Below are 18,988 nucleotides of genomic sequence, written 5' to 3'. Positions count from 1 at the left end.
CGCGGTGCTGCGCGGCAGCCCGGTCCGCTGCACGAGACCCGCCAGCGACAGGACGCGGTGCCCGGCGTCGAAGGCGCGCAGCACGGCAAAGGCCCGGTCGATCACCGCCTCGCCCGCCTTCGGAGACGGCGCGGGTGTCCCCGGCGCGGAGGCCGCCTTGGGCGGATCTGATGCCGGCACCGCATCTCCTGTTCCACTCAGTGGCATCCATCGTGCCATTTAATGACCGTTCTTCCTAGTCTGAAGTCGCTCAGTGCCGCGGAACGCGGCCCCAGACCAGCAACCGAGGAAATGCAGCGATGAGCACGCAGGGCCTGATCGACGTCCACGCCCACTTCACCACCCCGCACTACATCGAAGCCGCCAAGGCAGCCGGCCACGTGCGGCCCGACGGCATGCCCGAGCCCTACTGGCCACGATGGACCGCCGAAGAACACCTGGCACTCATGGACGAAGCCGGTATCGCCAAGGCGATGCTGTCGCTGTCCTCACCGGGGGTCCACTTCGGTGAGGACCGGGCCGCCCGCCGGCTGTCACGCGAGATCAACGAGTTCTGCGCCCGAACCGTACGACAACACCCGGACCGATTCGGGCAGTTCGCCACCCTGCCCCTGCCCGACGTGGACGGCGCACTGACCGAGATCGCCTACAGCTTCGACGAACTCGGCGCTGACGGCGTGGCGCTGCTGTCCAACCACGCCGGGATCCGCCTCGCCGACGAACGGCTCGCCCCGGTCCTCACCGAACTCGACCGCCGCGCCGCGATCGTCCTGCTGCACCCGACCACCTGCCCGGGACACAAGGCACTGCCGTCAGGACGACCCCAGCCGATGATCGAGTTCCTGTTCGAGACCGCCCGCACGGTCATCGACTTCATCCTCAGCGGCGCGGCGACGAGGTTCCCCCGCATCCGCCTGATCGTCCCCCATCTCGGCGGGGTGCTGGCGCTGCTCACCGAGCGCGTCGAAGCGTTCCGTACGATCAGCGGCGAGCCGGCCGACCGGGTCACGGTCACCGAGCAGCTCGGCCGGTTTCACTACGACCTCGCCGGCATGCCGTCGAAACAGCAGATCGCCGCACTCGCCGCCATCGCCGGACCGGACCGGCTGCTCTACGGCAGCGACTACGCCTGGACCCGCCGCGAACTCGCCCTGCACCTGCTCACAACACTCGACTCGACAATGGCCGGCGAACACGAGGACTGGCGAGCCCTCACCACACACAACGCCAATCTTCTCCTCGGCCAAGGGTCTGGACGTTGACCGGCCCGCTCCAATCTGTGTTTCCAAGAACGGCGCATGCGGACGTTCTGGATGTTGCTCTGGCTCAGGGGCAGGTCCATGGTCGGGGCAAACCACGGGCGTGCAAGGAACCGCCGGCCTCGTCGAAGACGGTGAGAATCTGCTGGCAGACGGGGCGAAAGGGACAGTCGACGGCGGCTCAACCGGACATGATCTTGCGGCAGTGCGGGAAGCGAGGTGGCTGCGGACGCGAGCCAGCCTGGTCGCCGATCAGGTGGTTCAGGACGGTTGTTCCGGTCGCCGCCGACGCTGGAGTCGGTGGCTGGGCGGACGTACCGGCCCAGACCGATGCCTCGGGCTGGGCCGGTAGCGTCAGGTCAGGCTGGCACCGGGTCGGCGAGGGGCCGGCCGAGGCCGAGGGCTGCGCTGAGTTTCGGGCCTTCTTGTAGTGCGCGGTGTACGGAGGGCAGGAGGCGCTGCTGCCAGTGGTCCAGGGCGGCGTTCAGATCAGCGCCGTGGTGGAGGTGCTGGCCGAGTGCGATGGCCAGGGCCCGGTCCTGTTCGATGCCGTTGTTGGCGCCCTGTGCGGTGTTGGGCCGTACCGGGGCCAGGGCATCTGCCAGCAGGAGGGCATGGGCGGCTCCGAGGGAGTGGACCATGCGCTGGGGTGGGTCGATGTCGAGGATGGGTGTCGCGTACCAGTCGGTGGTGGCCGAAATGGTCTCCGCCACGGCCTCGGGAAAGAGCTGATAAGCCCAGCTGATGACTTCCTCGCTGGCCATGGGTGGGACGTGGTGTGGCTGAATGAACGTGCGCTGGGTGGGGTCGCCGCCCAGGAGGCGGGAGAACTCCTCGCTCGACATGTTGAGGTAGAAGGTCCAGTCGAGGCCGGTGTCACCGTTCTTGCGCGGGATGGGGAACATGTGGAAGGCGCCCCCGTGCGCTCCTAGGCGCGTGTAGTCCTGGATGCCGACCCGGTTGCCGGTCAGTTGGCCGCGCCAGGCGACGTAGCCGGCGTAGTGCAGGGGGCGCGTCGGGTCCAGCAGGCGGCGGCCGATGGATCGCCGGCCGTCGGCGAAGACGACGAGGTCGGCGGTGATGCTGGTCCGGTCGGCGAGGTTCAGGAGGGCCTGTCCGTTGCCCGCGATGCTCATCGACCGCACTCTGTTTCCGGTGCGGAGCCACGTGTCCGGCAGCCGGTTCAGCAGCGCGGAGTTGAGGACGTGCCAGGCGGTGTTGCGGCCCGGATAGACGGAGTGGACGCGGCCGGTCTCCTTACGGTCGGCGATACGGATGGTGGTGACGCGTTCGCTGGGAAATGGCGCCAGTTCGGCTTGGGGGATGCCGAGTGTTTCCAGCGTGGCGAGCGAAGCGTGGTCGAGGCCGATGACGCCTCCGGCCTGGGCGAAGGGCGACGGCGATGCCTCCAGTACGGACACGCGGGTGAAGCCTGCCTGGTGCAGGAGCAGGGCGAGGGTGGGGCCGGTGATCGAGCCGCCGATGATGGCGATCGACGGCTGGGACTCGGCCCTGAGAGAGGTCGTCGAGGGTGGCACCGGACCAGGCTCGGTGAGCAGGTTCATGGCAGCTCCTTGGTGCTACGGCTGATGGGCTGCCGGAAGGGCGACGGATGCCCGTGAGGGTGGCGGGGCCGTCGTGTGCCCTTCCGGCAGGGAGCCGTCGGCGGCGCGGCGGACTGCCCTCGCAACCGTGTGGTTGTGGCCTGTTGAAGATGTTTTGCGCCAGCAAAAGATCTTCAACAGGCCACAACTCGCCCACCAGGACGGCGGAGCCAGGGCGAGAACGCGGTTGCGAGGGCGGGAAGCCGTGCCGCAGGCTGCGACGCCGGAAGGGACGACGACCCCGCCAGCCGTCAGCGGGGGCGGAGCCTGGTCGGAGTGCTGTTCGAAGGTCAGGCCAGTGTGGTCGTGGCCAAGCCGAGCAGGCGGTGCTGCGACGGCGGTTCACGCTCGCGCTGTCTTGGGAAAGCGCTCGGTACGAGAGTGCCGAAGCTGACTCAGTGCGATCAGGGGGCGACGTCGTTAGGAGGAAGCACTGGCCAAGCCGAGCGGGGATGCCGCGTCGCGTACTGGGTGATGCTGGTGACGAGGTCGTCCACCTTCATGTCGTCCTGGAGCGCGGATGGGGTGATTCCTGCTTGCAGGGCGGTGGAGATGAGGCGAGCGAAGGAGTTGCCGGGCTCGGCTTGGAGGGCACGGTTGACCGCGATGCGGGCCAGTGATCCGGCTCCGTTTCGGAGGGCGGTGAAGGCCAGGTTGACGGCCGGCGCCGCGGCGTAGCGTGGGTTGATGCGACTGGTGACTTCGGTCCAGAACCGCTGTGCGAAGTCAAGACCGTCTTCGCAGCAGATCGTGAAGGCGATGTCCCTGACGGTCACCGCTGTGAGGAGGATCCCCAGCCAGGCGAGGCCTTCGGCGGGAATGGGGCGTCCGGCTCGGAGATGTTCGAAGCATTCTCGGGCGCATCGTCGTCCTTCGTCGAACCAGTAGTGGTCATCGAGGTTCAGGTCGTTCAGCATGGCCTCGGCTCGCGCCTCAGCGGTTTCCGTGGCTGCCTCCATGGCCTCGCGTTGCTGCCCTTGCACGGGTTGGAGGATCTTTTCGAAGGTCTCCTTGTCGGGCATCGCCACCATCCCGGCTGCGACGAGGTGGGCGACCGCGGGGCTGGTGCCGGTGTCGTACGGGATGCCGTCCGGTGGGCAGCAGGCCGGGTCCGAGCAGAGGTAGGACCAGCAGCGTCCGTTCTCGTACCGGATCATGTCGACCACGTCGATGTGCTGGGCGGTGAGTGCGGGGGCCAGGGCGTCCATGACCGGGGTGACCCTCTCTCCCGGGCCATGACCGACCACGGCGACAGCAGCAGGCCGGTCTCGCGTCAGTAGGTGGACGGTGTCGGTGACGAACTCGGTCACGTTCTCGAACCGGTCGGGTAGTTCGCGGTGCAGGACGGCCTTGAAGTGATGTCCGTCGACGAGGACGAGGTGGATGGTGTTGTCCTGGTGGTAGCCGACGAGGTACGGCAGCACGGCGATCATGTCGGCGAGGGTGTGGAGGGTGATCGTGGTAGTCGGCTCCGCGGTGGGAGTGGACTCTTGATGGTGAGACATGGATCTTCCTTGGTGATGTGGGGCGAACAGGGTTTGTGCTCTCTGAAAGCCGCCGGCGGTGAGGCGGGGCGGTCAGGCGGCGTCGTGAGCAGCGTGCGTGCTGTCAACGGTTGGTCCCGAGGGGGCTTCTTCGGCCAGGAGCTCGTACATGCGAGCCAGTTGGGCGCGTTGTTCGTCGAGCTCGCGGTGCCGGTGGGCGATGAGGGCTTCGAGTTCGGCGATGGTGGCGAGTTTGCGGTGCAGGCCGATGTGCCGCAGGAGGGTGCGGGCCGCGGCGCGGCGGAGCCGGTCGAGGTCGGGTCGCTGTAGCCAGTAGCCGGCCAGGGCGGCGAGGACCTCGGTGACGTACCGGGTGACGGCGGCGGGGACACGTGCTCGCCGGTGGCCGGTGGTGGCGTCGCGGTGGTAGATCCGTATGTCGTGCGGGCCAGGGTCCTGGGCGTTGATGACGCTGTAGTCGACCAGGCGGACGGTGCCGTGAATGAGCGGACGGTGAGGGCGGTATGTGCCGGTGTGAGCTCCGGCGGGGAGTTCGTCGCCGTAGTGAACCTTCAGCCGGGTGGTGGCGGGATCGACGGTGTCGCGGTCGAAGTCGGGTTCCAGGGTGAAGATGCCGGTGACGGAGGGGTTGCGGACCAGGCAGCGCAGGACGCCGGTGGTGGGGTTGGGTTTGGCCAGGACGCGGAGGTCTCCGTAGGGGGTCACGTGCAGGGTGACGGCATCGACCAGGGGTGCCGTCGACTGGGTTTCAGGCAAGGCGGGACCTTCTTTCGGCACATGGGCAAGGCTGTGCCGACGCCTCGGGGAAGGAGGCGCCGGCGATGGTAGAGCGGTTAGTAGCCTGGCTCGGGTGGGAACTTGGTGGCGGCTTCGGCGCTGCTCATCCGGCCTTGGACTTCGGCGTAGGGCAGCCGGCCGGTGGTCTCGGAGGGTTGTCCGGCTCGATCGACGTTGTGGCTTTGGCGCAGGATTCGACGGCCGACTTCGTGATGGCCGGTCGGCACGGTCAGACTCTTGGTGTTGACGCGGAGCACCTCGTACCAGGTGCCGAGGTAGAGGACGAAGTCGCCGACACGGAAGTCGGCCGGGCCCCAGATTTTGACGCCTTCGGCCGCTGCCTGCGCGACGACGTCCTGCCAGTAGGCGATCTTGTTGGATAGCTGAACTTGGTGCAGGAGGAGCCGTTCGCGGTAGTCACCGGTCGCGGGTTGCCACTCCAGCACGGGGTTGCCGTTGTCGGTGAGGACGACTTCGCCGTCGCGTTCGACGAATTGAGGGTGAGCCTCGCCGGTCAGAATGCGTTCGATCCGACGGAGCTGTTCGCGCAGGCGCTCGATGCGCCGCAGGGTGGCCCGGGGGTCTCGGCGGTGCTGCTTGAGGTGTTCGACCGTGCGCGACCGGGTGATCCAGTACTGATGGCGGTCGGTCTCCTCGATGGCCTTACGGGTGTGGCTGTGGTTGCGTTCGATGACCCTTTCGTAAGCGCGTTGCCGGGAGCTGCCGAGCAGGATCGGCTGATCGGGTGGGTAGCCGCGGGTGGCCGTGGCTGCTTGCGTGCGATGTCGCTCGGCCCGGGCGCCGGCTTCGGCGGCGCGTCGACGGTAGATTCGCGCCCGGATGGCGGCGCGCTCGTACATTTCGGCCTCGATCTGCTCGGCTGAGCGAACCTCGTCGGTGACGTCGATGGTGACGGGCAGGCCGGCGGCTCGCAGCGTGGCGCTTATCTGCTCCATCCGATCCCGGTGCTCGGAGAGGTGCCGGTCGCGCGAGTCCGGCTCGAACCAGGCGCCGAGTCGCCCGTCATATTCGATGTGGTTGGACCATCTCAGGCCGAGACCGCCGCGTTTGCGGCTGCCGAGCAGCTTTCGATGTTCGGGGGCGGTGCCGGTGACGATGATGCCTCGGGCAGGCGATACGTGGATGGTGATCACGTTTCCTCCTCTCTTTGCGTTGAGAGTGCGAAGCGGCTGTGGTCAGGTGCCGGCTTCGGGGCTCTCGTTCGCGCGTTCTCGTACGGCTTTGCGGTTGGCGATGACGGAGGCTCCGTTGTCAGGCGGGACCGGCGTCTCGAGGGGGATGCCGTAGACGATGTGACCGTCGATCAGGACGCGAAGCGCTTGGCGCGCTGCAGCGTCGGCGGGGAACAGATCGACGCACATGCCGCCGTCCGGGGCTTGCCGGACCATGGCGGTCAGGGGCCCGGTCTCGATCCGGGCGATCGGCCAGTCCCAACCGTCGTACTCGACCTCGGTGGCGATGGGCTCGGCAGTGACCAGCCTGCGGCCGGTGGCGAGGATCACCGTCTCGATCGCGTCGAACGTGGTTCCGTTCCAGTCACTGTGCTGGTTGAGGATGCGGTGGATGGCTTCCATGGCCGTGTCGTCGGAGATGAGCACATCATCGCGGGCGATCGGCAGCGGAGTGGGCTGCGGCCGAGCCACGGGCGTTTCAGGATCTGACGTCATGAGGGGGACCTTTCGCAGCGATACGGGTGCGGGTGCGTGGTTCGGCGTTCAGAAGGCTGCGGCCAAGTGCATGGCCTCAACGCCACGGCTTTCCATCTCGAAGGCCTTCTCCGCGTCGTCCAGGAGCTGGGCGGCGCTGGTGACCGCGTGCATGACGCCGCCGGCGGTGATCGCGCCGCCCTTGTAGAAGTGCTGCAGGATGAGCTGCTGCTGATCCTTGGTGAAGGACAGCCTGGTGGAGACGAACTCGATCGTCTTCTCAGGCTCTGTGACGGCGACGCGGGCTTCCCGTGCCAACTCTGTGATCTTGGTTTGGACGTAGTCGACGTCCAGGAAGGTTCGTACGGCATCACGCGCGCGTGCGGTGACCAGCTGCATGCTCTTGGCCAGCGTGTCCTGGCTCCACCGCACGATTCCGTCGTCCATGCGGCCGCCCAGGTGAACCTCGCGCACCACGTCCCGGTTGATGGTCATGCCGTTGCGGCAGACCTGCAGGGTGAGCCTGGGTGTGATGGTGAAGGCGCCGTCACCGGTCTCGGAGTTGGCCAGCAGGAAGCCGGCGAACACCACCGGGTAGGCCGCCGCGGAGGCGCCCGAGAAAGGGCTTCGATAGTCGCCGACCAGTTCGGGGGCGTAGGCCTGGATCTGCTCGCAGGCCACGCGCAGGAACATGCGGCGCTCGGTCAGGTCGGCTCCGTCGATCTGGACGGCGACGCCGCTCTCCTTGATGCCGTCCAACGCGGCCATGAGCACGTCCAGGTTGTCGATGACCTTGTAGCTGTTGGACAGCAGCGCCCGGCCAATGCCCGTACGGCCACTGCCGACCAGCCCCCGAAACAGGAACCGGCGGTGCGGGTCGGCCTGTAGCCAACCGTTGACGTTGGCGTCGTACAGACGGCCGTTCTCCTCCCTCAGACGCCGCAGGTACGGAGACGGAATGCCCAGCTTGGTGGCGATGTCCTGATCGCAGTGGGCGGTGGGCAGGTAGCGGCCGGCGGTGGCGGTGACGCCGTCCGCGGAGACCAGAGGTTCAGTGCCGATCAGTTCCAGGTGGGTGCCGACGGCGCGCAACCGTTCTGCGGGGACGATGACATCGATCTTGCGGGCGTGCTGGGCGCGCAGCACCTCGACGAGGTCGTCGAGGGTGGCGTTTCGGAGGGTCAGGGGTGGGAGCGGGGAGGCGATGGTCACGGGTCTCCTCGGTGATTCGGTGCTATGAATGGGAAGGCAGGGTGATCGCGGTTCGGCGGTGCCGGTCAGGCGGCATGCATGGCGGGTGTTCCCCGGGTGGGAACCAGGTGGAGGGCTGGGCCGCGAGCAGGGACGTTCTGGCGGACCTGGGCCGGTTCCGTATCTGTGGCATCGCGGCTGGGCAGGTCGACCACGGCGATCGTGAGGGTGTCGAGCGCGCCGCGCTGTTGGGCCGCAGCGATGAGCTCAGCGCAGGTAGCGGAGGCGGGAATGGACCGGCGGAGGATCCGGGTGAGATCAGACGTGCCGAGCGGAAGGGTGAGGCTGTCGGAGCACAGCAGGAGCCGGCGGATGTCGAGTACGCGCTCGTCCTGATCGCTCCCGCCGGATGGTTCACGCCATACCTGCTGGCGGCGAACGGGCGCAATCGCATGCTGCTTCGGCGAGGGCGGCCGGATCAGTCCGTGCACGGCCATGTCACCCGTGAGGGCGAAGGCTTGCACGCTCTCCCCCATCCAGCACAGATCCACGGTCCAGTGGGTGACCACCGCAGTCATGAGGGATCCCACGATCCGGGTGGCCTGCGGCTTCAGCGGCGTATTCGTCTCCTCGATGACGCTCGTCTCGAGCGCGCTGCGCCCGGCGTAGACGCCGGCGGCGGCGTTCGCCGTCTGTGCCGCGGCGAGTGCGCTGACCTCGGCGGCGATCCGGGCATGAGCGCAGGCGCGCGTCTTGTCGCTGTCGGCAGCGTCGCCTTCGCAGATCGCCACGCCAACGCTGGAGTGGTATCCGGCCACGGTGACGCGGTGCAGATTCCTCGGGTGCGGCCCGCGGTCGGACCGTACGGCCAACTCGCCGCCAATGGGCAGGGGCAGGTGGTGCGTGTAGGCGCTGGACATTCAAGATCCCTTCGGACATGAGAAAGCCGCGGTCATCACCGCGGCGCAGAGAACAAGGTGCGAGGGCGAGGAGGCGGGAGCTGGGCTGCCGCTTCGAGCTCATCGTGATGGGTGTGGGGGACCGGTCTGGTCCTGGTCCGCAGCGCCCAGGACCAGACCGGAGAATGGGGGATCAGGCGGCCTCGGCGCCGTCGAGGTTTTGATCGGCGTCGTCTGAGCGCTCGGCTTCGAACGACACCTTCGAGGAAGCTTCCTCATCGCCGCCGCCATCGGCAGCGTGGCCCGTCCCGGATTCGGCTGTCGAGGAGTGCCCCTCAGCGTTTTCCTCCACGACCTCTGCCTGGTCGACGGGTGTGTCTCCCCGGTAGGGAACGCCGTCGATGAGGGCCTGCTCGATCGGGGCAGGCTGGTACGGCTGCAGCGTCCGTGTGCCGAGTTCCGGCCCGAGCGTGTTGACCAGGAACCGCAGCCACAGAGCCGCGTCCTCTGCCGAGCAGGGGCTGTACTTGTCCGGCCGCCAGGTGTTCTTGCCGTCCTGGCTGGCCCTGGTCATCTGGTGCTCGAAGGCCACGGCGATGAGCCGCAGCAGCATCATGGCCTGCTGGCCGGTCGAGGCGTCCTGTAGCGCGTGGCCGAGATCCGCCGGTCCACCGAATTCGTCGTACAGCGCGCTGCGGCGAGACGACGTCAGGTAGTCCCGTACCGGACCGGGCATCTCCACCAGCATCTTGGTGACGAACGGCAGCACAGACTTGGGCGCGGTCTTGCGCTGGAAGAACTCCACCAGCCACTGCTGTCGCAGAGTGCCGGCACGCGGCCAAGCGTTACGCCCTTCGATCACGATCTTTCTCGACGGCTCATCCCCGCTGGGCTTGGCGTCCTCACGGGGTGATGACGCTGCCGAGGCGTTCGAGGGCTCGGGCGGGGCGTAACCGTGCTCGGCGGGCGTAGTGCAGTAGTACACCGGCTCGGTCTTGTCGTAGCTGTAGAAGAACGCGCCGTGGCCGGCGCAAGCGGCATGCTGGTCGGCTTCCGGGTCGAACCCGTCGACGAGGTGGGCCAGAGTCTGAAGCAGGAACGCCTCCGGAGGGCGCGTTTCAGTGACGCGAACGCCGACCTCCTCCAGCTTGGCGATGATCGTGTCGTGCTCGGCTTCCTCGGCCAGTTCGTCACGAACGCTCTCCACGGCATAGGCCACGGGATGACCCCAGTCGATCCGCTGCTGGATCCTGGCCAATGCGGCGTCATCGCCGTCGAACTCCGACAGCAACGCGATGTCGTCGAGCGTCCAGACATGGTCCATGGCGCGTGCGGCCCGTTTTGTCTGCTCGCTGAGCCTTCCGGCCGCGATGCCCGCGCTGATCTGCTTTTTCGTACGACCGGTACGCTGACGGAGCTCGGTGCGGCTGGCGCCGGCCTGATGTGCCTGGAACAGGGCCTGGGCTTGCTCGAACGCCGACAGAGGAAGGCGGAAGTCACCGTCGTTTTCGACAAGCTGGTCGATGAACAGGCCTGCTCGGTCGCCGGCCATGGTCAGATCGACCAGGCAGAGCATCGTCTCCAGCTTGAGCCTGCGGCCCCCTTCCAGGCGGCGGTTGCCCTTGGTCACCCAGAAGAGGTAGTCCTCTTCGCCTTCCTGGCGTACATAGTCGTCGGGGATGGGAATCGCGGTGAGCACCACCTGCTGCTTGTCGAGCAACGACTTGCAGAAGGCGGAGGTGATGCCGTAGTCCTCACGGACGTTGTCGGGAAAGTGCGTCAGGTACTTCAGCGGGATGTGCCAGAGAAACATATTCTCCGGTACGGCGACATCAGGAAGATCTGGAGGTGCTAGAGACACGAGATGAGGCTCCCTTCGATAGGGCGGATGCTTGTAAGGACCGCGCCTGACGAGGCAGGGTCCATTCCTTCACCGAGACGAGCCGGGAAATGGGCTTCAGCAGGGTCACGTTGCGAAAGCGAACGAGCGGCCCCAGCGCGGAAGCCGCTCGTTCACTGGGGCGTGAATCAGGCCGTGGAGACGGCCTCCGCCTGGTCCTGCTCCATGACTGGAGTCGCCGCGCCCTGAGCCAGGCGGGGCGAGGACGCTGGCGGCCAGGTGCCGGAGCGCTGATGAACCGGGTCGTAGCGGGTCGACATCGCCAAGGTCTTGGCCACCACCTGGATGACGCCACGAACGACCGGTCTGTTGTGACGGTCCTTCGTCTCATAGGCACGCGCGATCAGGTCACGGCCTTGGACCGTGATGACATGCCCGACGTGATAGGACTCGCTGGCACGAATGGCGTCGAGACCGTGCGCGACCACCTCGACCCGCCGGGTCGGCACGTAAGTGCCGTTCCGGCCCGGGGTGGGCGGACCTGCCACCTCCACCAAGGCGGACCACATCGGAGGCTTGTCGCCGTCGGCGGCCCAGAACTTCGGGTCGTACGCGATGCGTCCGGTGAGACTGATCTGCATGTCGTCCATCTGCGCTCCTTCGCCTGGTGCGGCCCGAGTGCCGCATCGCCTGCGCCTTGACCAGCTGCGGAGCCCCGTGCGTGGGATGCTCCGTCCCGACGAGCCGATACAGCGACGGCGGGACCGGGCCTGGCAAGCCGGGCTGTTCAGGGGACTTCAAGATGTTTTGCGCAGCAAAAGATCTTGAAGTCCCCTGACTCGCCGCCCGAATCAAGGCGCGGGGCGAAAGCCCGGCTTGCCAGGACCGGGCACGACGGCGCAAAGTCGGCCCGTCCGGGACGGAGCACTCACGGCGGGGCCGAGCGTGATCAGGGGCAGAACGCGTAGTGTCGAGACCCCCGCTGGCGATCCGCCGAGACCTACTTCGCCCAGACGGGAGGGATGGCAGGGCGAGCGGGCACCTGTTCGACCGGTACCCGGCCCAGCACCAGGCGGAGGTGCACGCCTGGGTGACCGCGCACGCGGCCCAGATCCAGGAGGTGTTCAACGCCGGCCTGCAGCCGTACCCCCACGTACGCGTCTCCGGGGACGCCTGCCCGCACATCGAGGTGACGCCCCAGGGTCCCCAGGTGCCGCCGGTGCCGATCGTGCCGAACGCCATGCACATGGATCTCGGCTTCTCGCCGACCCCGCCGTCGGACACGCGCTTCCAAGAGTGGAGCCACCTCACTCAGGGGCACGAGCACCTTGATCACTGGGTGGCCCTCCCGGGCCGTTCTTGAAACGGCTGGACTGAGGTTGACGGGATCCCGTCCGATCGTCGATCGGGTGTGTCCAGTTTTCGGCTCTGGTGTTCTGTTGCAGCGAAGGTTGAGCGATTCTCATCGAAGTTTGAGTGATCGTGGCTCGGCTGTTGTGCTCTCAGCCGCCTTCTGGGCCTTCGGGTGATGTTCAGAGGGCCAAGGCTCGCTCGACGGTGCCCGAGTCCAGATCGACGAGATGCGCGTCAGGGAAGCGGAGGTCCGCCCAGAAGTCGCCGGGGCTCTGCAGGCCCAGCCGCGTCTTCACCCAAACGGTCATCGCCATGCCGTGTGTCGCCACCACGAGCGGGCGCCCGCCGACAAGTGCGAGATGCTCGGTGATCCCGGCGTCGAAGCGCTTGGCGACCTCGGCTCGCGGCTCCCATTCCGCGTGATCCACGCCTTCCACGTAGGCGCGCCGCAACTCGCGATAGTTCCCCTCCCACGGCTCTACACGGGTGACCTCGTTGAACCGTCGATCACGCGTCACCGCGTCTTCGCCGCCCAGGGGCTGCCAAGCCTTGGGCTCGTTACTGGCGACAAGGCGGGCATCTTTGGGTAATCGGGCGATCAGCCGATGGGCCGCCTGCCACCCCTCGGCGCCGAGCGTCCATTCATGCGGTGGGACGGTCGGACCGTAGGCGGGCATGGCATGGCGGACCAGGAGCAACACCTGAGGGACTATATCGAGCCGACATCCTCATAATCCCGGGAAACGATCACGGGGATTCCGGGAGAACGCCGGAAGCAACGCCGGGAGGCGGCAGAGAGCACAGCAGATGAGCCACGATCACTCAAACTTCGATGAGAATCGCTCAACCTTCGTTGCAACAGAACATCTGGCCCGTAATCGGTGGTGGCGTTGAGTGATCTTCATTGCAGCAGGATGCGGTGGCGCAGAAGGTCGAAGCCGGCTACGACCCGGCGAGCCGCTCGCTGCGCATCCTGGGCAAGTGAAACAAGGAGCGGATGGTCTACCTCACGGCCAGCGCGGGCGGCCGGATCGAGGCATGGCTGACCGCGCCGCCGCGACGCGGGCGGTCTGTTCCCGCCGTTCACCCCGTGCGGCAGGCACCTCGGCCGAGACGAGCACGGCCGAATCCGGTTCATCGACGCGCGAACGGTCAGGAACGCGCTTGCCACCCGCGCTAACCAGGCCGGCCCGCTCAAGATGCTGGGCCAGTCCCGCTACGCGGTTGATCTGCTCGATGAGGTGTTCCGTCGAGAGCGATGGAGTCTGATCCGAGGTCCTTCCGGATGGCCACCTGGAGCTTTTCGACAGCTTCATCTGCACGGATGCGGGTCATGTGACGAGCGCCCTCTGAGCGGTCTGTAACCCCTGACCAGAAGGCGGTTTGCTGTAGGGCCATGAATCGGCGATTCACTTCTCGGCTGCCGATTATGTTCGCGCGAGCGCCCAGACGGGCCCGCTCAAACGGAGAGAGACGAAGATCGTCGAAGCGCTTGTCGTAGAACTGTCGATCTTCTCCGTCCAACAAATTCCGTTCCAGCCATTGCTGCTCGGCGTAGGCCTCAGTCAGCATGTCCACATAAAGTTGCGCACGCTGCTCCCGTAGCCATCGGACCTGTTCTTGACGGATCGTAAACCTGAACGCCAACACGGGCACGGTGACAGCCACAGCCGCAGCGAGGAGCGCCGCCGCAAGCGCGATGACTTCTGCGGTGGTCATCTTCGGATCCTACAGACAGGCTTGTTCTTCACGACCATGCGTCGCACGGGTCGGCTATGTGCCCATGACCAATTGCCGGACATCATGTGAGCAGGCAGCGATCGCAGCGCCACCAAGAACGATCAGTGCGCACGCCGCGAGGACGCTCCGCACGCCGATCGCCTCGGCGAGAGGGCCGGCCACGGCGTACGCGACAGGCACCAGGAAGGTTCCGATCAGGGCGTTCGTGGCCACTAATCGGGCAGAACCCCGAGTTGCGGGCATACATTTAAGAGCCACCTGCACAAGCGCTGGAGTCCCGAGCAGATCTCCCAGATCCTGCGCAGGAGCTTCCCTGACCGGCCGGAGGTGCACGTGTGTCACGAGGCCACCTACCAGGCGCTCTACGTCCAAGGCCGCGGTGAGCTGCGCCGCGAGCTGGCCCGGGCGCTGCGCACCGGCCGCGCGACGCGCAAGCCGCGCTGCCTGGCCCGCCGACCCGCCCTCAACATCGGCTATACGGCCTGGCATGGCCGCTTCCTGGACCGATACGGCCCGCGCGCCCTGGTCCCGCTCCGGGACGTGGTCGACGCCGACGTCGGGCTCGGCTACCCGGCCGGGTACGACGGCGCACGCGCGCCCGCGGAGGCGGCGTTGACCGGCCGAGACCGCAAGCTTCTGGCGCTGGCACACAACGCCGCGATGCGCCGCCAACGCGAGATTCTGCTCACCGACGACATGATCGCCGACCTTGCTGGGGTGGCTCCGGACGCACCGGTTCAGCCCACCACCGAGGTGACGGTACGGATCGACGCGCCCACCGGCCAGGCGCTGGCCGAGGGCAGGTTCACGCTCGTCATCTCCGGGGCATCGCGCGCCGCGGGCACCATCACCGGCCGGTTCCTGGACCTGTTCGACGAGGAGCACCGGCAGCAGATGAGCGCCCTGTACGCGAACCTGCCCCCGGGTACCCGAGACGCGCTCAAGGCGCAGGTGTCAGCACCCGCCCCGTACGCCGTCACCGAGGACGTCGCCTGTGCCCCCCAAGTGCTGCCACTTCGGCTGGCGGTAGGCGAACACCCCGGCGGCGCGCAGGTCCTCGCGCTGGACGACCTCGCCGTCACCGCTGACCTGCATGGCGTCTACCTGGTATCGCTATCGCGCCGCCGCGCCGTCGAACCTGTGATCTTCAATGCGGCCAACCTGATCCAGCACACCCACCCGCTGGTGCGGTTCCTCCTCGAAGCGCCGAACGCCCTACGAGCCCCGTGCGCGGGCTTCGCCTGGGGTCCCGCGGCCGCGCTGTCGTTCGTCCCCGCACTACGTTACCGGCGCACGATCCTCTCATCGCCCGGTGGCGGCTCACCGCAGCCGACCTGCCCGAGCCCTCGGCCGACTGGACGGAATGGGACAGCGTCCTAACCGCCTGGCGGGAGATGGTGGCGCTGCCGGAGACCGTCAGTCTCGGGGGCGGCGACCAGCACCTGCGGCTCAACCTCAGCGAGCCCGCGCATCGCGCCCTGCTGCGCGCCCAGGTGGACCGCGCCGGCTACACCGTGCTGCGCGTCGCCCCCGGCGCTGACACGGCCGGTGTTGAGCGTCAGGAAAATGACAGCTTCCGACGTAAAGAGCCGTCCGTAACCGCGAGTGATCGATAGTGAGACTCGGGGCACGGTTCAGGCCCGTCGGCCGTGCCGCCACGGCAGGCTGGCCGAGTCGCGTGCCGGGCCCTGGCCATGGACCTGGCCGTCGGCCCCGCGCAAGGCCGGGCAGCGCGACGCCGTGCTGTCCGGCCTTGCATCTGGCATGGGCTGGGTCCGGCGGGGTTGGCGACAAACGACCGCCTGGCCAATCCTTGATATCCGTCCGGTCTCATCGGCACCGTCGTTCACTTGATCGCGCGGACGCCCTCCGCGATCTTCTTCAGCTCGCTCAAGCCATCGATCTCCTTGGCGTACCCGGGGCTGATGAATACCTCGACGGCCACGTCGTCACGGAGCTTCCAAATGATCGTAGGCGTGCTCGGCCCGCCGGCGGCGCCGGAATCACCGTCCTTGGACAGCCGCGCCGGCCTGCCGCCGATGTCCACGATCTCGACCTGCAATTCAGGCATGAAGTTGTACAGAGCATCCGCGGACGGGCCATGGGCCACGATCACCTGGACGGAATATTCGCCTTTGGGAATGCCCGGCTTCCGGTAGGTGGTGGTGTAGCTCTTGCCGGCGCCGATCACATCGTCGTCTGACCATTTGCCCCATTCGAGACCCGCGGGCAGGTAGGTGAGCCGGATGCCGCCGAACTCCCGCCCATCGCCGAGGTCTCCCAGGGCCTGCGGCCTCGGCGCGGAGGAGAGTTGGGTGAGCTTGATCGGGCTGCCCCATGCGACGACCGTACCGGCGGCGGGCTCCTGCGTGATCACCTTGCCGTTGCGTACCTCCCTCCCGGAGAGCACGGCCTGAAGCCCGACGTCGCGGAGCGCCTGCACCGCCTCGGTGGTGCGCCGGCCCGTCACGTCGGGCACGGTCACGTTGTTGCGTATCGCGGCGCGGTCCTGGCCGGTGGCGGTCTTGGAGGTGTTCGCGGGTTCGCCGGAGTTCAGTATCACTGGCACGGCCGCGGCCACGGCCGCCGTGATGAGTGCTGCCCCCGCCGCGCGGAGCCTGATCACGTGCGCCCGATGCCTGCGGCGTACGGTGCTGCCCAGGTTCGGCGCGGCCTGGACGCCGGAGACATGCGCCGCCATGGCGTTCGTGAGGTCGTCCTCGATCGTCATCTGGTCACTTCCTTTGCGAGATCCATGCTTTCGCGGATTTTGGCAAGCCCTCGCGCCGCCTGACTCTTGACCGTCCCGACCGAGCAGCCGAGCAGGGCCGCGGTGGCCTGCTCCGACTGGTCCTCCCAATAGCGCAGCACGAGCACGGCCCGCATCCTGGGCGGCAGCCTGCGCAGCTCACCGATGAGCGTGTCACGCAGGTCGAGGTCGGGAGAGTCGGCGGCGGTCTCAGGCGGCCGGGCGAACATGATTTCCTGGACGACCTTGCGTCGCCGCGCCCTGCTGATCGCCGCGTTCACGATGACCTTCTTCGCGTACGCCTCGGGGTTATTGCGCCCGATACGGGGCCAGCTCCGGTAGACCCTCTCCAGCGCGTGCTGGACCAGATCCTCGGCGTCGTGCCGCGTGGCCCCACACACCAAGATCGCGGTACGCAGCAACGAGGTGCTCCTGGCGGCGAGGAACTCGTCGAAGGCCGCTTCGTCATCTGTCATCAGTGAGGATCCCCTTTCGCACTCCCTAACGCGCGAACCCACCCAGAGGTTGAGTGCCTGTCGAGCGACAAGAGAACGGCCGTCCTCCGCTAGGTCACGTTTCGCCTCTTACGGCAGCATTCGCGGAGCGGCTTCCAGGGCGGGTCGAACTAGGGCAGCTGCCTTAGTTGCGGGATAACCTTCGTTATCTGGCAAGATAGCGATCACCGGCATAGCGCGAGCTGGGCCGCCGTCGTCCGGCGCGCAGGCTTCGTTTCTCGGTTATCTGGCAACTTCGCGGATGGTGAAGGTCGAACGCGGTGGATTCGGTCATCGCCGAGCAGCTCGGCCGCACCCACCCGCTCGCCCGCCATCTCGACGACTTCCTCACCGACCTGGCCAACGCCGGGAAGTCGGCGCACACCCGGCGGGCCTACCGCGGCGACCTGGTTGCCTTCGCCGCCCACCACGGCGACGACATCGGCGCACTGTCCGCCGCGCCGGTCCGCGCGTTCCTGGCCGAGCTCGCCGAGCTGTCGCCGGCCAGCCGCGAGCGCAAGCGCGCCGCGATCTCCTCCTTCGCCAAGTGGGCGGTCCGCCACGACCTCCTGGACGCCAACCCGATGGACCGCATCGACACCGTCAAGGTGCCCAAGAACCTGCCCCGCCCCGCCAGCGCGGCCGACGTCGCCAAGGTGCTGGCGGTGATCTGCTCGCGGCGGCCGCGCAAGGACCTGCCGCTGGACCGGCTGCGCGACCGGGTGCTGTTCGAGACCGCCTACGTGTGCGGCGCCCGCGCCTCGGAAGTCTGTGGCCTGTGCGTCGAAGACCTCGATCTGCGGCTGGACGACGAACACGTCCGCGTCCACGGCAAGGGCGGCAGCGTCCGCACCGTGCTGCTCGACGACCGCGGCTACGTCGCCCTACTCAAGCTCTACCTGGCCCGCGCTGGCTACACCGCTGGGCCATTGTTCCGCGCCTCCATCAACGGCCGCGGCGGGCCCTTGTCGTATGACGCCGCCCACCACCGTTGGCAGACCTACTGCAGGCAAGCCGGCGTCGAGATCGACATCCACCAGCTGCGCCACGCCCATGCCACCGAGCTCATCAACGCCGGGGTGTCCATCGAGGCCGTACGGCGGCGCCTCGGGCACGCCTCCACCGAGACGACGCAGCTGTATGTGCTGCTGGACGACAAGGTCGCCGACGCCGAGATCCGCGCCGCGCGACACCGTCGCGACCGCGCCACCTGACCGGGGACGGTCTTTGACGTCGTCGCTATGGACGGTGTGGCAACAGCTCCTGCTGGGCCCGATCGGCAACCAGGTCGGTGACCGTGCCGGCGGCGTCGGTGAGACGGACCGACAGCCGGGCATCGTCGTCAGCTTCGGTGAACACCAGCAGGGCCTGGTTGTCGCCCACCTGTCCCGAGCCGTAGGCGTAGGCCGTGCCCTGCAGTTCCCCGGCCGACAGCTCTACCCGGCGGACGTCGGTGTACTCGGTGAGCTCAACCTTCAGCCCTGCCAGGCGCAGCAGTTGCTAGCATAAGCGTTCGTCGGTGCGCCGACCCTCCGATGATAGCTGTCGCAGACCCGCCGGACCTGCTAAACGGCCTCCTCCCTCGGAGCGGCGACGTCGGCCTGGCCATCCAGGCTGGCGCGCCGGACCACCCGGAGGTACTGGAGCGCGGTGATCACTCTGGGCGCCTGATCCTCGGACGTCAGCCCGTCCCAGGTCTGCAGGAACGTGGCCGCGTGTGCGAACTGCTGGCGCGGCGGCCGACCGGCGTGCCCGCCGGCCCGGCCGATACGGACGTCCCGGCGCCGCTGCCCGGCCGGGTCGAGCAGGCGGTGGCCGCCGAACGCGCCGAGCGCACCCGCGCCGCGGGCCGGCGGGCCTGCCGCTACTGCGGGGGCGCGCTGCCGCCGGGGAAGCGTGCCGGCGCGCTG

21 protein-coding genes and 1 pseudogene are annotated in these 18,988 nt (G+C 67.7%); 6 read left to right on the top strand and 16 right to left on the bottom strand.

Annotated features, from left to right (window positions below; all coding sequences use genetic code 11):
- Nucleotides 1-180 (bottom strand): helix-turn-helix domain-containing protein (locus ABFX54_RS51745; RefSeq protein WP_346114617.1); only part of this gene is annotated, 180 nt, incomplete at its 3' end.
- A gap of 119 nt (nt 181-299) precedes the next feature.
- Here ABFX54_RS51745 and ABFX54_RS51740 point away from each other — a divergent pair.
- Nucleotides 300-1,262, top strand: a complete 963-nt coding sequence (locus ABFX54_RS51740) for an amidohydrolase family protein (protein WP_346114616.1) — start codon at nt 300-302, stop codon at nt 1,260-1,262.
- Nucleotides 1,263-1,618: 356 nt separating this feature from the next.
- Here the strand turns inward: ABFX54_RS51740 and ABFX54_RS51735 are convergent, their stop codons facing one another.
- The 9 genes from ABFX54_RS51735 to ABFX54_RS51695 all read right to left on the bottom strand — a co-directional run bounded on the left by ABFX54_RS51735 (nt 1,619) and on the right by ABFX54_RS51695 (nt 11,392).
- Entirely contained in the window at nt 1,619-2,824 is a 1,206-nt protein-coding gene (locus ABFX54_RS51735) for an FAD-dependent monooxygenase (protein WP_346114614.1), read from the bottom strand.
- A 443-nt stretch (nt 2,825-3,267) separates the two neighbouring features.
- Nucleotides 3,268-4,368: a DUF4192 domain-containing protein gene (locus ABFX54_RS51730; RefSeq protein ID WP_346114613.1), complete on the bottom strand. Its 1,101-nt coding sequence runs from the start codon at nt 4,366-4,368 to the stop codon at nt 3,268-3,270.
- A 72-nt stretch (nt 4,369-4,440) separates the two neighbouring features.
- The gene (locus tag ABFX54_RS51725) at nt 4,441-5,124 is read right to left on the bottom strand and encodes a hypothetical protein (protein WP_346114612.1); all 684 of its coding nucleotides are present in this window, start codon (nt 5,122-5,124) and stop codon (nt 4,441-4,443) included.
- Nucleotides 5,125-5,201: 77 nt separating this feature from the next.
- Complete coding sequence (locus ABFX54_RS51720; RefSeq protein ID WP_346114611.1) at nt 5,202-6,299, bottom strand: DUF3560 domain-containing protein; 1,098 nt, start codon at nt 6,297-6,299, stop codon at nt 5,202-5,204.
- A gap of 42 nt (nt 6,300-6,341) precedes the next feature.
- Nucleotides 6,342-6,809 carry a hypothetical protein gene (locus ABFX54_RS51715; RefSeq protein ID WP_346114609.1) on the bottom strand — a complete coding sequence of 156 codons (468 nt, stop codon included), beginning with the start codon at nt 6,807-6,809 and terminating at the stop codon, nt 6,342-6,344.
- 72 nt (nt 6,810-6,881) lie between these two features.
- On the bottom strand, nt 6,882-8,024 hold the full coding sequence (locus ABFX54_RS51710) for a DUF932 domain-containing protein (protein WP_346114608.1): 1,143 nt from the start codon (nt 8,022-8,024) through the stop codon (nt 6,882-6,884).
- Between the two features lie 65 nt (nt 8,025-8,089).
- On the bottom strand, nt 8,090-8,923 hold the full coding sequence (locus ABFX54_RS51705) for a hypothetical protein (protein ID WP_346114606.1): 834 nt from the start codon (nt 8,921-8,923) through the stop codon (nt 8,090-8,092).
- A gap of 172 nt (nt 8,924-9,095) precedes the next feature.
- The gene (locus ABFX54_RS51700) at nt 9,096-10,763 is read right to left on the bottom strand and encodes a ParB/RepB/Spo0J family partition protein (RefSeq protein ID WP_346114604.1); all 1,668 of its coding nucleotides are present in this window, start codon (nt 10,761-10,763) and stop codon (nt 9,096-9,098) included.
- Between the two features lie 167 nt (nt 10,764-10,930).
- On the bottom strand, nt 10,931-11,392 hold the full coding sequence (locus tag ABFX54_RS51695; RefSeq protein WP_346114603.1) for a hypothetical protein: 462 nt from the start codon (nt 11,390-11,392) through the stop codon (nt 10,931-10,933).
- Nucleotides 11,393-11,832: 440 nt separating this feature from the next.
- Here ABFX54_RS51695 and ABFX54_RS51690 point away from each other — a divergent pair, with 440 nt between their 5' ends.
- Complete coding sequence (locus tag ABFX54_RS51690; protein ID WP_346114601.1) at nt 11,833-12,105, top strand: hypothetical protein; 273 nt, start codon at nt 11,833-11,835, stop codon at nt 12,103-12,105.
- A 169-nt stretch (nt 12,106-12,274) separates the two neighbouring features.
- On the opposite strand, the gene ABFX54_RS51685 is transcribed toward ABFX54_RS51690, so the two are convergent.
- Together ABFX54_RS51685 and ABFX54_RS51680 are read right to left on the bottom strand one after the other, a co-directional pair.
- Nucleotides 12,275-12,796, bottom strand: coding sequence for a histidine phosphatase family protein (locus tag ABFX54_RS51685; protein ID WP_346114600.1), 522 nt, complete (start codon nt 12,794-12,796; stop codon nt 12,275-12,277).
- A gap of 493 nt (nt 12,797-13,289) precedes the next feature.
- On the bottom strand, nt 13,290-13,814 hold the full coding sequence (locus tag ABFX54_RS51680) for a hypothetical protein (protein ID WP_346114599.1): 525 nt from the start codon (nt 13,812-13,814) through the stop codon (nt 13,290-13,292).
- A gap of 273 nt (nt 13,815-14,087) precedes the next feature.
- Here ABFX54_RS51680 and ABFX54_RS51675 point away from each other — a divergent pair.
- From ABFX54_RS51675 to ABFX54_RS51665, 3 genes and pseudogenes are all read left to right on the top strand, one after another.
- A pseudogene (locus ABFX54_RS51675) lies at nt 14,088-14,276 on the top strand (IS30 family transposase); the annotation flags it as partial.
- 3 nt (nt 14,277-14,279) lie between these two features.
- Nucleotides 14,280-15,215: a lantibiotic dehydratase family protein gene (locus ABFX54_RS51670; protein WP_346114619.1), complete on the top strand. Its 936-nt coding sequence runs from the start codon at nt 14,280-14,282 to the stop codon at nt 15,213-15,215.
- The gene (locus tag ABFX54_RS51665) at nt 15,140-15,451 is read left to right on the top strand and encodes a lantibiotic dehydratase (protein WP_346114618.1); all 312 of its coding nucleotides are present in this window, start codon (nt 15,140-15,142) and stop codon (nt 15,449-15,451) included. The genes ABFX54_RS51670 and ABFX54_RS51665 overlap by 76 nt, the downstream gene beginning before the upstream one ends.
- Before the next feature lie 230 nt (nt 15,452-15,681).
- Here the strand turns inward: ABFX54_RS51665 and ABFX54_RS51660 are convergent, their stop codons facing one another.
- Nucleotides 15,682-16,566 carry a PASTA domain-containing protein gene (locus ABFX54_RS51660; RefSeq protein WP_346114598.1) on the bottom strand — a complete coding sequence of 295 codons (885 nt, stop codon included), beginning with the start codon at nt 16,564-16,566 and terminating at the stop codon, nt 15,682-15,684.
- Nucleotides 16,563-17,060 (bottom strand): SigE family RNA polymerase sigma factor, encoded by a 498-nt coding sequence (locus tag ABFX54_RS51655; protein ID WP_346114597.1) that lies wholly within the window; start codon nt 17,058-17,060, stop codon nt 16,563-16,565. Before ABFX54_RS51655 ends, ABFX54_RS51660 begins: the two co-directional genes overlap by 4 nt.
- A 299-nt stretch (nt 17,061-17,359) precedes the next feature.
- Between ABFX54_RS51655 and ABFX54_RS51650 the strand changes: the two genes are divergently transcribed.
- A complete protein-coding gene (locus ABFX54_RS51650; RefSeq protein ID WP_346114595.1) occupies nt 17,360-18,292 on the top strand; it encodes a tyrosine-type recombinase/integrase in 933 nt (310 codons plus the stop codon).
- A gap of 25 nt (nt 18,293-18,317) precedes the next feature.
- Here ABFX54_RS51650 and ABFX54_RS51645 read toward each other — a convergent pair whose 3' ends face one another.
- Complete coding sequence (locus tag ABFX54_RS51645) at nt 18,318-18,461, bottom strand: hypothetical protein (RefSeq protein WP_346114594.1); 144 nt, start codon at nt 18,459-18,461, stop codon at nt 18,318-18,320.
- A 182-nt stretch (nt 18,462-18,643) separates the two neighbouring features.
- Nucleotides 18,644-18,988, bottom strand: a 345-nt coding sequence (locus ABFX54_RS51640; protein WP_346114593.1) for a hypothetical protein, incomplete at its 5' end; no start/stop codon positions are given.

The sequence above is a fragment of the Nonomuraea maheshkhaliensis genome, from assembly GCF_039529435.1.
Classification (GTDB): Bacteria; Actinomycetota; Actinomycetes; order Streptosporangiales; family Streptosporangiaceae; genus Nonomuraea; species Nonomuraea maheshkhaliensis.
Note: the sequence above shows the minus strand (reverse complement) of the source record. Positions and strands in the feature narration are given on the sequence as shown.